The organism is Clostridia bacterium (assembly GCA_014360065.1).
GTDB lineage: Bacteria > Bacillota > DSM-521 > Neomoorellales > JACIYF01 > JACIYF01.
Window position 1 is genome coordinate 1 of sequence record JACIYF010000078.1, and the last position, 11,768, is coordinate 11,768.

Below are 11,768 nucleotides of genomic sequence, written 5' to 3' on the forward strand. Positions count from 1 at the left end.
GTACTCTCTCAGGCCGCCGCTCGCACCCGGTACCAGTAGCGGCGCTCCGCCCGTGGGGCTCATGCACCACCGACAGGACGATGCCGAAGCCGGTCACTCCTCGGACACCCACCAGACCCGAAAGACGGAAGGGGGCCTGCCGCCGCTGCGAGCGCGCCGGCGGCAGGGGCACCGCATCCTAGTGGACCGCCTGGAGCCGGTAAGCGCTTGGGGGTCCACTGAGCCTGACGAGCTAGTTGCTAAAGGCAATGATGCCTACCCCCATGAGGGAGGGACGGGCACTTGGATGGGTAAACTTACTGCCCGGTCAGGAATGGGTTAGGTAGAAGCGAACTTGATGCCTTTGGCTACGGCTATGGCCCGGCCTTTGTTTAGCACGCCCAGGCCGTAGCACTCCTTGACCTTGATATTCCTGATGTCTCTTTCCGGGTCGGTCCAGTCCTCTAGGCCGATCTCTTCCTTGATGAGGTTAATGCCCACCTCATTCTTGTCGACGACCAGTATATCGAAAGTCTTGGTGACACGATCGAACGGGGCAAAGGGCGAGAGGCGGATGCTGATGGGGAAGGGAATGCAGTTCTGGACCGCGTCAGGCGTAATCGCGACCACGCCTGTGGCCAGGCCCGGAACGGCCAGAGGGCCGAGATTCTTGACGAAGATGGGCCAGCAAAGCGGGTGCATCAGAACGTCGGAAGGCACGAACCCGTTGGCCATTACGGCCAGGAACAGGTTAAGCAAGTCTTCGCGGTTGAACTGGCCATTGGAGCCTTTGTCGAAGACCGACTGGCTCTTCGTGACCATGAGGTTGAAGGCCTTTTCTTCCTTCAAGCGGCCCAGAGCGCGGCCAGCTTTCTGCAGAGAAATGCCGATCAGGTTCCAGAGGGAGTCTTCAACCGTCTCTTCTGTTGCCTGGACGACAAGGCCGCTTTTCCCGACCGTGATTTCAGTTCCGGTTTCGAGGTCCACCTGCTCCTTAGGGTACTCCCCGCCCTCGGGGATGTCGTAGGCCCTCACTGCGCCTACCGCGGGGACGGTGATGGACCGGCCGGTGGTGATACGCACTGGTCGAAACATACGGCTGGCCACGTACATCCGTTCGGCTGCATCCTTGATAACGGCGGAAATCACCTGGGGGATCACAGCAAAGGCTTCGGGAGAGGCAAGGACTTCTTGGACGGTCATCCTGCACTGTTCGGGAACAGCATTTTTGGACTCCAGCATTTGTTGAATTCGTTGAGCTAGAGTAAGAGTCATCGGTTTCACTCCTTAATTTATGTTATGGGGTCAGCACGATCCGCACTGCCCCCAATGACCACATAACCCCTCTCTAAGCTGGTAGGTCAGCAGTCGGGGGCCCCCTGGGGTTTACTAGCCACTTCTCAACGGATACCGGGTCTCTGCTCACGGCTAGCTTGTCTTGGGTATGCTTGGTATCAGTTACAGTGTTGGCAATCGGGGCGTAGTCGTTGGACGCACTCTGCTGGGGATCAAACAGCAAAGGCATGGGCTTTTCTCCTTATACAGCAACTTTTACTGGTAAACAGCTTCTTATTTGGGCCTGCACGAACTTCTTCGGGTGGACGCTGCCTTGTCTTTGGCCTTGGCAGCCTGGGATCGATGACTCGAACCGGCAAGAAGTTATGCAGTCTTTGGAGAATTCGGTCCTGGTGTCCCGCAGGTACTCGGCGTTGCAGGTCTTGTATGCTTGCACCGCCTTTTCCCTCCCCTCGGGGGCGACGCGGCCGACAGCCACCTTGAGAGGGGACGAAGGCCAAGTGCCAGGTCATGTCCCCCAGCTTCTTCTGGAGCCGAGCTTTCTCAGACTCCAGCCAGCTCACCCAAAGTGTGAAGCCCAGTCTTCTCCTTTAGTTAAAGCCTCATGCTCGACAGAAAGTTGCCAGGCATTGGGGATCTCAGGAAGGTTTCCCGAAGGTGGCATTACAGTCTTCGCAGAAACAGAAGTAGATGAGGGATAAAGATTCGGGAAGGATGCTGATTATGTTTTCGCTCCGCATTCACGGCACATGGCAATAATCCTTTTTCTCAAAACAACCCCCTATAAATATAATACCGGCTTTTAAGGTCATTTTTTTACTCCATTCTGGCTTCTTGCAATTTTTTCGGGCCTTCTCAGGGCCCACTCCATCTGATGCAGGGAGGCGAGGATTTGGAAGAGATGGGTTGTCATCTGTCTTCTGACAGTGAGTCTCGGTTAAAAGTACGCTTGTTAGGATAGTTTCGTAACTCAACGCTGGCTAGCTGACAACTTGCACACAACTCCAGGCATCGCTGCTTTTCCCGGTCTGTGACAATTTGAAGGGGCGGGAAGGAATATTCCCGCCCCTAGGCTGCGTTACCACAGCAGCTACAAGGCGCATCGCACCTAGACATTCAGTCCTTCAAGGGACCCTCGTTACATTACCGTAGCAGCTGCAAGGCTAGCTGGGGCTGGGCGTTGGCCTGGGCCAGCATAGCGGTAGTGCATAGGCTCCTAGCCAGAGGTCCGTCCCGCTATGGGAGTTCCAGTTCTTGCTCTCCGGTCGGAAACGGCGAGTTTGTGCCCATCTTCTGATAAAGAATCCTTGGAGAAATCTTGGGACGTAGCTTTTTCTCGATCACTTGTCTGGTAACCTCTTGTATGTCGGGAACCCATAGGGTCACCAGCTCCGGTCTGTAGTGTACAAGGGTATTGCGGAGCTGGGTAACAAGGTGAGCGTCCTGGTAGGGACATTGCCTTTTCCCAAATTGTTCATGATCGGTTAGGCCCAAAGGCTTCTGGTACTTCCCCGGGGCCGGGACCCTCTTCCCCCCGCAGTTCCACCCGCGCCAAGTATCGGTGAGCGCGTTGACCGCCGCGTCGTCAAACCTCTCCCGACGGCCCAGCTGTCCCATAGAGCCCTCCGAGAAGAACTCATTGATTGCCGACTCCGGGAAAGCTACAGATAGCATTACCGTGGCTACGACATATGCGCGGTGCTGGGCCAGAACCGCGGCACAGCACGACCATCATACTTTCGTTCCAATTCCCTGCTTTTCCTTGGCAGGCAGGTGGCTGTGCGGAGGTGCTCGACGCTATAACACGTCCATGTCTCTAGCCGAATCTCTCCTCTACAGTCGACCTCGTCCGCAACAGTCATGTGTTTAATGTAATCCCTCGTGCGCCGCGACTGCGCCTGTTTTATTTATAGGGGAACTTTGCGGTCCCATTGTCTGCTACGCGATATCTGTGCAAGCAGGACCTGCACTGCCTGAGTTCAATGTCAATGATTCCGTACCGCGGGTCTCTTATCCTCCGAGAACTAACTATGTCGTATCTTGTGTCGCCACACCGTGGACACCTCATCGGCCGTTACACCCCCGAAGTTGATGTCAACAATACGAGCGGCTCGGTAGCCGCTCGTAGACGGTTCACTTTATGTCACGCTTGTCTTTGCGCATACTAAGCCCTAGCTAGCTTGTAAAGTCACTCTCAGTCCGGTGCCCTCAGGTGTGGACGAAATCACCATGACGGACATGCCGGGCTTACCCGCACCTTACTGAGCAACAGATATAAGAGATATTAAGAGGGGAGAAGCAATCGCCTCTCCCCTGGCCGGAGCATATTATCGGAGGAGCTGCAAGACCAGCTGGGGCTGGGCGTTGGCCTGGGCTAGCATGGCGGTAGCTGCCTGGGCGATGATCTGGTTTCTGGTGAAACTCATCATCTCTTCGGCCATGTCTACATCGCGAATGCGGGACTCGGCTGCCGTGAGGTTCTCCCCAGCAGTGTTCAAGTTGTTGATGGTGTGCTCCAGGCGGTTCTGGTAGGCGCCCAGGGCGGAGCGTTGGTCGGACACCTTGTCTAGGGCAGCCTGGATAATAGTGATTGCGCTGTTGGCAGCCGTCTGGGTTGAGACGTCTACACCACCAACCGTGAACGTTGTACTTGTAAGTGTCGTATTAACAGTCCCAGTGAGATCGTTGCCGGACAGGTCAACAATTTTCTTATTCGCGGCGTCATATGTCCCGATCTTCTTACCGGTGGAATCTAAGACGTTATTTGAGCTGTCAACGGTGTATGTGCCGGCCTGTAGGCCCATGTTATCAATGTAGGCGGTGCCGGTGGCCTTACCATTGGCGATGGTGATGGTGCCGGAGGTTACGGCGTCAGCAAATATGAACTGGTTATTGGGTGTTGTGGCCATATCCGTCCATGTTTTTCCATCAGTACTTTTTCCGACCTGGACGCCGTCGCTGTTTATGAGCTTATACTCTGTGTCGCTTACCTTCTGCACCGTATAGGTTCCTTCACTAATTGTGGCACCCGTCTCCAAAGATGCGGTTTGCTGGACCGCTACTTTGCCAGCCACGCCCAACTGGTAGCCACGCATGTCACCGATGGTTACAGTCATGCTCTGATTCTGGTTGGCACCAATCTGGAAGGTGCCTCGGAAGTTCCCGTTGAGCAGAGGCATGGTGTTAAACTCGGTGGTGTTGCCGATACGGGAGAGCTCTTGGGAAAGCTGGTCGATCTCCTTCTGGATCTGCGCCCGGTCAGCAGGTGTGTTGGTGTCGGAGGCCGCTTGCACGGCTAGCTCCCGCATCCGCTGTAAGATGGCTTGGCTTTCGTTCAGGCCGCCCTCGGCGGTTTGGATGAGGGAGATGGCATCCTGAGCGTTACGAGCTGCCTGAGTCAGGCCGCTGATCTGGCCGCGCATCTTCTCGCTAATGGCCAGGCCAGCGGCGTCATCGGCGGCACGGTTGATGCGCAACCCCGAGCTCAGGCGCTCCAAAGACTTCTGGGTGGCGTTGTTGACGTTGGTCAGGTAACGATAAGTATTTAACGCAGCAATGTTGTGGTTAATAATCATGCTTTTAGTTCCCCCTTAATTTGGCTTCTTGCCTGGGAGGACGACCAGAGAATGGATTTGATCGCCCCTGGGCTTCCTTGCCCATGACCGAAAGACTACAGCAACGGTTCAAAAGTAAAACCTTCTTTACCCCCTGGCTCCACCACCTCCCTGTCCAGGTTGCTGGGTGGCGGCTGGCATGAGGCCAGTACCACCCGGACTACCTTTACCACTTAACCCTACACCATTTATAATCGGTTCAGATTGGGTAGACTTTACAGGGAGAAGGGGGTAAGCTACTCCCTTCTGGCCACCGAGGGGAGGAGCGAGTGGGTGGGATAGAAAAGCGAAGTTGGAAGTTGAGCTACTTGTTGGCTAAGAATCTCTCCAAGCGGTCGAGGCCTTCTTTGATATTGTCCAATGAATTGGCGTAGGAAAGGCGGAGGTAGCCTTCACCGTTGGAGCCGAAGTCAACTCCGGGGGTGACGGCAACGCGAGCCTCTTTGAGGATTTGGAAGGCGAAGCTATAGGAATCGTTGGTGTAGGCCTTGACGTTGGCCAGGGCGTAAAAAGCCCCGGTGGGCTCCACTTGGGTGGCGATACCCATGTCCTTTAGGCGGGACAGCAAATAGCGCCGGCGCTGGTCATAAGTATCTACCATCTGGGCCACATGGTCGTGGCACTCCCTTAAGGCGGCAATGCCGGCGGCTTGGGCGAAGGAGCTAGCGCAGATAAAGAGGTTTTGCTGGAGCTTCTGCAACCCCCGGACGAATCCCGGGGGAGCAATGACGTAGCCTAGACGCCACCCGGTCATGGCATAAAGCTTGGAAAAGCCGTTAATGACAAAGGCGCGATCGGTAAACTCTAGGATGCTATGTTCTCTGCCTTCATAGACCAGCCCATGGTAGATTTCATCCGAAATAACGTAGGGGCCAAGGTTGGCTACTGCCTCAAGCTCCCCGGCCGTAAACACGTTGCCGGTGGGGTTGGCGGGGGAGTTAACCATGATGGCTTTGGTGCGGGGAGTGAGGTGGTCCTTGATCTCTTCTACCCGGTATTTAAAGCCGTCCTCTTCTCGCACCGGCACCATCACCGGTTGGCCGTCTACGTAGCGGATAAAATTGGGGTAACAGGCGTAGTGGGGGTTGGAGAGGATGGCCTCTTCGCCCGGTTCCAATAGTACTGAAAAGACTAAGAGCATGGCCGGAGAGGTCCCGGAGGTCACCACGATTTGGTCCGGGGAGACGGCTACCCCGTATTTGTGGTAATAGTGCTCGGCAATGGCCTCCCTAAGCTCTAACTTCCCCAGGCTATGGGTGTAGTGGGTGTCGCCATCCTTTAGGGCGCGGATGGCTGCCTCCTTCACCGGCTCAGGGGTATCGAAATCCGGTTCGCCCACCTCCAGGTGGATAATCTCTTGGCCTTGGGCCTCCATCTCTTTGGCCTTCTCCAGCACGTCCATGACGATAAAAGGGGGCATTTCCTGAGCTTTCTTGGAAACTAGTGTAAACATGGTTATCACCGTATTCTCCTTTTGTTTTCCCGTAAGCCTCTGATCGGCGGCCGGCCCGGCCAGGCCGGCGTGTTACAAGATCTTGCTTAGAAACGCTTGGGTGCGAGGGTTCTGAGGGTGGTTAAAGAGCTGTTCTGGTGTGCCCTCCTCTACGATCACCCCGTCGTCCATGAACAGCACCCGGTCCCCGGCTTCCCGGGCAAAGCCCATCTCATGGGTGACTAGCTTGGAGCTGTCGCATAGCTTGTCATCACCGGGGTCATTTTCTCACTCCTGCAGCTTAGGAGTCAAGCCTGCTTCCGGCTCGGGTTCCGCCGGGGCTGATGCCGATGCGCAAGTTTCTAGCTTCTTGGGGAAATAATATGCAGGGAGATTATGATAGTAAGGAGCTTATCTAAAGTGATAGGAGGGTGAACAATGCCAAACATTATTCGCTGGGATCCGTGGGGTGAACTGGCCGACTGGAGGGAGGCTATGGATCGTTTCTGGAACGAGCGTGGCCCCATGGCCAGATGGAGGCGATGGGAAGGCATGCCTTGGTGGGGCCGGGGATGGGCACCGGCCGTGGACGTTTATGACCGCCGCGACGCCATCGTGGTCAAGGCGGATATGCCAGGGGTGCCCAAGGAGAACATGGAGGTCATGGTGAGCGACGATTCGGTTACCATCCGCGGGGAAGTGAAGCGAGAGGAATCGGTAAACGAAAAGGATTACTACCGCGCCGAGCGGGCCTACGGCTCTTTTTCTCGGACCATTCCCCTTCCGGCGGCGGTAGATCACCAAAAGGCCACTGCTTCGTTTAAGGATGGCATTCTTGAGATTACTTTGCCCAAGGCGGCGGGTAAGGCCGACCGGCGGCGCCTAGAGATCCACTAAAAGACGGAGCCGGGCCGGATACCGGCGCTGGCTGGCCCGGCCTTGCTCCCTTTCTTTCAGCAGCAAAGGAGACAAAACTCGAGGGTGGCATATTAGGCGACCCGTAAAAAATTTTTCCCTGACCCAACTTTTTCCCTCTTTGTTCCGAATATCTATAGCAGAAAGGGCAAGCAGGATCTTGCAAGTAATAACCAGACTTAGCGGAGGGATGGATAGTGGGGCATGGGAAGAGCAGGGTGCCTAAATGGCTGTCGGTAGCGTTGATAGCAGTATTGGTGCTGGCGGTAGGTATTCCCGTGTACTTGTGGCACCAGCCGGTGAGCGAAGCCCGGGTAGCCAAATACTACACCATTGACATCAACCCTAGCATTGAGCTGGCGGTTACCGCGGACGGGAAAGTAATCAAGGCTACGGGGCTCAATGAAGACGGAGTCAAGCTGCTGGCGCAGGTGGAAGCTAAAACCAAATTGGAAGGCCTAGCAGTGGAAGCGGCGGCTAGCCTGATCGCCCAAGCGGCGGTAGAAGCCGGGTATGTAGCTCCAGGCCAGGAAAATGAAGTAGTCATAACCGTTACCAGTGCCACCGAAGGCTCGGGCGGGACCTCGGTGAACGAGGATGTGTACCAGCAGCCGAGTCAAAGTCCAAGCGATGGCCAGGAGGCTGATGAGGGCGATACCAATGGTGGCGACGAGGACGAGGATGGAGTATGCCAGGCGGTATATCGCACCATGCAGCAGGCCCGCCTGCAAATCCGTCTCCACTTTATGGCCATGAAGCAGGAAATGCGCGAGAAAGCCAAGGAGCTGGGGCTATCGGTAGGCAAGTACGCGCTGCTGCTCGAGGCCCAAAAGCAGGGACTACAGATAACTGCCGAGGATCTGAAGGCCAAGAGTGCTCGCCAAGCCATCATCGAGGCCGGGGGAGACTTCAAAGCCATCGTCCTGGCTGCCAAGCGGGATAGCAACCTGGGACAGCAGATGAAGGCCTTGAATCAGCAGTTGAAAAGCCAAGCTAAGGCAGCCAAGGAGGAATTGCGGGAGCAAGCCCGGGAGCGAAAAGAGGAGCGCCAGGAAAATGGCAACGGCCAAGGCAATGGCGCCAAGGTAAGGGCGGAGACCCGTGCCCAAGCGGAAGTAAGATCTGGGTACTCCGGGCCGCCCGCCGAGGACCAGAGCGGTGACCAAGTCCGAAGCCGGGGTCAGGATCAGGATAAGGACCGGGATCAGACCCGTAGCCGGGACCGGATTCGCCAGCCTGAGGGACAAGGCCAACTGCAGTTTAAAGGCTCGGCAAGTGTAGGGGTAAAAGTAGAGTCCGACTAAAACTATATGGTAGGGCCATAGCCCTCGGCGCCCGGCATGGCGCGTAACCACCCTGCCCCCCTCCGAATAAGATGTAGGCGGAGGTGGGCAGGGTGGCAGTTTTTTCTAACCAGCATCGCGCCCCGGTTTTAGAGGCTCTCAAGGCCTATGTAGAGGACCGGGTCATCCGGTTTCATATGCCTGGGCATAAGGGGGGACTGGGAGCCGACCCGGAGATGCGCAAGTTTCTGGGAAGTGCGGTTTATGCTGCTGACGTCACCGGCGTGGAAGGGATGGATGATCTGCACGCGCCCTTGGGGGTGTTGCGCGAGGCCGAGGAGCTAGCGGCCCAGCTTTTTGGGGCTGACCGGTCCTTTTTTTTGATTAACGGCACTTCGTCCGGTGTTCAAGGAATGATCCTTGGTACTATCCCCCCTGGCGACAAGCTGATTGTTTCCAGGAATGTCCATAAGTCGATCTTGGCGGGAATTGTCTTGGCTGGGATTGAGCCTATATACCTACAGCCGGATATCGATAGCTATTTAGGTATAGCCATGGGGTTTGACCCGGAAAAGGTGTGGGCTAAGGCCCAGGACCAGTCTGGGGTTTGTGGTGCCTTGGTGGTGAACCCTACTTACTATGGGGTAGCTTGCCAGCTGGAGCAGCTAAGCGCTAACCTGCATGCCCAGGATCAGGTGCTGTTGGTAGATGAAGCCCACGGACCTCACTTTCATTTCCATCCCCAATTTCCGGCCCCGGCTCTCGAACAAGGAGCTGATGCCTGCGCTCAGGGCATGCACAAGCTTTTAAGCAGCCTTACCCAAGCATCCATGCTCCACCTCAAGGGGAACCGGGTCAATGCTGAGGCGGTGGCTGAAAGCTTGCGGCTGATTCAGAGCACCAGCGCTTCTTACCTGCTCTTAGCTTCCCTGGATGCGGCCCGCCGGCAAATGTTTCTCCAGGGATATGAGCTGTGGTCCCAGGCCCTATCCTTAGCCTCTACCTTGCGGGAGGCCTTAAGCGATATACCGGGCATTTATGTCTTTGGCCCGGAGATCTTGGATCGCGGAGGCAGCGAGTCGTTGGACCTGACCAAGGTTACCATCACCGTGAAAGAGTTGGGAATTACGGGACAAAAGGCAGAAATCATTCTCCGCTGCCGCTTCAATATTCAGGTGGAGATGTCCGACCTCTTCAATGTTTTAGTGATGGTGGGCATCGGTAATACGGAAGAAGAAATCTTTCGCTTGGCGGAGGCTGTCCGGTACCTGGCTCAACATTGCAAGGAGTTTCAGGAGCCGGAGGCGCTTCAGCTCTTGGCGGCGGCGGAAAAGCTAGATCCCCTTCCTCCTGCATCCCCGTTGGCCATGTTGCCCCGGGAAGCCTTTTTTGCTGCTAAAGAAGCCTGCCCTTTAAAGCAGTCGCAGGGTCGGGTGGCGGCCGAGCTGGTGACTTGTTATCCCCCCGGGATCCCCATCCTGGGGCCGGGGGAAGTTATTAGCCAGTCTGCCATCGACTACTTAGAGGTGGTGAGGCGAGCGGGACTTAGGATATCTGGTCCCCGGGACTTGTCCCTGGAAACCCTTCAGGTGGTTAAATAGCCTCCGGTCTAAATGGCTAAAGGCGGCCATATATTTGGTAAGAGAAGCAGGCAAAACTTTGAGGCGAGGCTTGGCTTGGAAGGGAAAGGCGGCTTTTGGCTATGCAGGCTTTGGTTACCAACCTAGCTTCTCGGCTGGAGGCTTACCATCCCTTTAACTGTCCCAAATCGTCGGTGATTGTGGTGGAATCTACTGCCTCGCCATCGGATACCGAAATACGCCAGAGCGGCAAGCAAATGATCATGAGCTTGGCCGATCTGAAACTTAATGCTCCTGAAGAGACTATATTTGTTTACGACGGCCTCATCAACTATTTCCAGGTTCTAGCCAACCAACGGGCGGTGGTAATTAAAATCAACCTTCGTTGCCCCACCCTTTACCGACTGGAAGAGACGCCCGGCCTCCCCTTCCGCACCCGGCTGTATTTGGACCGGTCCCCTTTACGGAAGATTGTGGCCGGGCAGACCATATTGGTTGATCCTGGACATGGCGGCAGGGACGGGGGAGTGCGGGGGCCGATCAACCTGCGGGAGAAAAAGGTGGTCCTATCCATTGCCCAATATCTAGAGGATCACCTTTTGGAGCTAGGAGCCAAACCAGTGTTAACCCGCCGGGACGACCGTCTAGTGCCGCAGGCGGAGCGGATGGCGCTGGCGGCCCGTACTAGGCCGGCGGCGGCAATAAGTCTGCATACTGGTCAAGCTCCCAGCCCACGAGCCCGGGGAGTGCGGACCATGCATCCGCCTACAGCGCCCAGCCGGGACCTGGCCCAAGCAGTCCATCAGGCCATCTTAAAGAAAATGAGGCTCCCGGACCGGCGCTGCACCCCCCAGTCCGGTTTGCCCTGGCCCCGGCAGATCCCGGCTGCTCACATTGAAACCGTATGCCTGACCAACGGGCTGGATGAGGCTCTGCTGCGCAGCCCGGTCTTCAAGTCCCGCCTGGCTCGAGCCATTGCCAACGGGGTGGTGGATTATCTCAGCCAGATCCAAAGAGCACAAGCGAAAGGAGGCAGCTAAGTGCCTTTGGTGCCTGTGCCTCTGCGCACCCATATAATAACTGCCCAGGACGATATCGCTGATGTGGCCCGGCGCTATTGCCACCGTATTGCTGCGGCGGGAGACGTGCTGGCCATTTCAGAAACGGTAGTAGCTATTACCCAGGGGCGAGCCATCTTGCCGGAGATGGTACGCCCCCGATTGCTGGCGCGATTTTTGTGCCGCTTCCCCGATAAAGATGGCAGCCTGGCTACGCCGGCGGCTATGGAGCTGGCCTTCCGAGAGGTGGGCACCAAGCGTATTCTCAAGGGGGCGATTGCTGCCGCCTGGGGTCGCTTAACTGGCAAGCGGGGCCGGTTTTTTCAAGTGGCCGGCCAAGAATTAGCCCTGTTCGACGATATTGCCGGTACCATGGCGCCCTTTGACCGGCACATAGTCATGGGGCCCAAGAATCCCAACCAAGTGGCCCGGCAGGTAAAAGAAGTTGTAGGCATCGATGTTTGCATCACCGATGTCAACGACCGCGGTTGTGTGGATGTCCTGGGGCTAGCAACCGACCTGGAGGACCCTCAGGCTATTGATGCCCTTAAGCATGAAATTGAAGCTGCCTTAAAGACCAATCCCGGCGGCAACGATGATGAACAAACGCC

At 56.3% G+C, this 11,768-nt stretch carries 11 protein-coding genes and 1 pseudogene; 6 read left to right on the forward strand and 6 right to left on the reverse strand.

Annotated elements, in window-relative coordinates; genetic code table 11:
• Positions 1-52 precede the first annotated feature (52 nt).
• On the forward strand, positions 53-322 hold the full coding sequence (locus H5U02_10755; protein MBC7342903.1) for a hypothetical protein: 270 nt from the start codon (positions 53-55) through the stop codon (positions 320-322).
• Here H5U02_10755 and H5U02_10760 read toward each other — a convergent pair.
• The 6 genes and pseudogenes from H5U02_10760 to H5U02_10785 form a co-directional block, all read right to left on the reverse strand.
• Complete coding sequence (locus tag H5U02_10760) at positions 319-1,254, reverse strand: hypothetical protein (protein ID MBC7342904.1); 936 nt, start codon at positions 1,252-1,254, stop codon at positions 319-321. The two genes, H5U02_10755 and H5U02_10760, sit on opposite strands and share 4 nt — an antisense overlap.
• A gap of 73 nt (positions 1,255-1,327) precedes the next feature.
• Complete coding sequence (locus H5U02_10765) at positions 1,328-1,504, reverse strand: hypothetical protein (GenBank protein ID MBC7342905.1); 177 nt, start codon at positions 1,502-1,504, stop codon at positions 1,328-1,330.
• A 1,007-nt stretch (positions 1,505-2,511) separates the two neighbouring features.
• Positions 2,512-2,892 carry a hypothetical protein gene (locus tag H5U02_10770; GenBank protein ID MBC7342906.1) on the reverse strand — a complete coding sequence of 127 codons (381 nt, stop codon included), beginning with the start codon at positions 2,890-2,892 and terminating at the stop codon, positions 2,512-2,514.
• 710 nt (positions 2,893-3,602) lie between these two features.
• Positions 3,603-4,850, reverse strand: a complete 1,248-nt coding sequence (locus H5U02_10775; GenBank protein ID MBC7342907.1) for a flagellin — start codon at positions 4,848-4,850, stop codon at positions 3,603-3,605.
• Positions 4,851-5,193: 343 nt separating this feature from the next.
• Complete coding sequence (locus H5U02_10780) at positions 5,194-6,342, reverse strand: pyridoxal phosphate-dependent aminotransferase (GenBank protein ID MBC7342908.1); 1,149 nt, start codon at positions 6,340-6,342, stop codon at positions 5,194-5,196.
• A gap of 72 nt (positions 6,343-6,414) precedes the next feature.
• Positions 6,415-6,567: pseudogene (locus H5U02_10785) on the reverse strand (amino acid ABC transporter ATP-binding protein).
• A 192-nt stretch (positions 6,568-6,759) separates the two neighbouring features.
• Between H5U02_10785 and H5U02_10790 the strand changes: the two are divergent.
• The 5 genes from H5U02_10790 to H5U02_10810 all read left to right on the forward strand — a co-directional run.
• A complete protein-coding gene (locus tag H5U02_10790; GenBank protein MBC7342909.1) occupies positions 6,760-7,218 on the forward strand; it encodes an Hsp20/alpha crystallin family protein in 459 nt (152 codons plus the stop codon).
• A gap of 236 nt (positions 7,219-7,454) precedes the next feature.
• A complete protein-coding gene (locus H5U02_10795) occupies positions 7,455-8,540 on the forward strand; it encodes a hypothetical protein (protein ID MBC7342910.1) in 1,086 nt (361 codons plus the stop codon).
• A gap of 92 nt (positions 8,541-8,632) precedes the next feature.
• On the forward strand, positions 8,633-10,120 hold the full coding sequence (locus tag H5U02_10800) for an aminotransferase class I/II-fold pyridoxal phosphate-dependent enzyme (protein MBC7342911.1): 1,488 nt from the start codon (positions 8,633-8,635) through the stop codon (positions 10,118-10,120).
• Positions 10,121-10,221: 101 nt separating this feature from the next.
• Positions 10,222-11,139, forward strand: coding sequence for an N-acetylmuramoyl-L-alanine amidase (locus H5U02_10805; protein MBC7342912.1), 918 nt, complete (start codon positions 10,222-10,224; stop codon positions 11,137-11,139).
• Positions 11,140-11,768: F420-0:Gamma-glutamyl ligase (locus tag H5U02_10810; GenBank protein ID MBC7342913.1), on the forward strand; the 629-nt coding region annotated here is incomplete at its 3' end.

Bases quoted from the DNA above. Each gene is read 5' to 3' on its own strand.
- H5U02_10760 (MBC7342904.1), bottom strand. From the start codon at position 1,254: ATGACTCTTACTCTAGCTCAACGAATTCAACAAATGCTGGAGTCCAAA.
- H5U02_10765 (MBC7342905.1), bottom strand. From the start codon at position 1,504: ATGCCTTTGCTGTTTGATCCCCAGCAGAGTGCGTCCAACGACTACGCC.
- H5U02_10770 (MBC7342906.1), bottom strand. From the start codon at position 2,892: ATGGGACAGCTGGGCCGTCGGGAGAGGTTTGACGACGCGGCGGTCAAC.
- H5U02_10775 (MBC7342907.1), bottom strand. From the start codon at position 4,850: ATGATTATTAACCACAACATTGCTGCGTTAAATACTTATCGTTACCTG.
- H5U02_10780 (MBC7342908.1), bottom strand. From the start codon at position 6,342: ATGTTTACACTAGTTTCCAAGAAAGCTCAGGAAATGCCCCCTTTTATC.
- H5U02_10790 (MBC7342909.1), top strand. From the start codon at position 6,760: ATGCCAAACATTATTCGCTGGGATCCGTGGGGTGAACTGGCCGACTGG.
- H5U02_10805 (MBC7342912.1), top strand. From the start codon at position 10,222: ATGCAGGCTTTGGTTACCAACCTAGCTTCTCGGCTGGAGGCTTACCAT.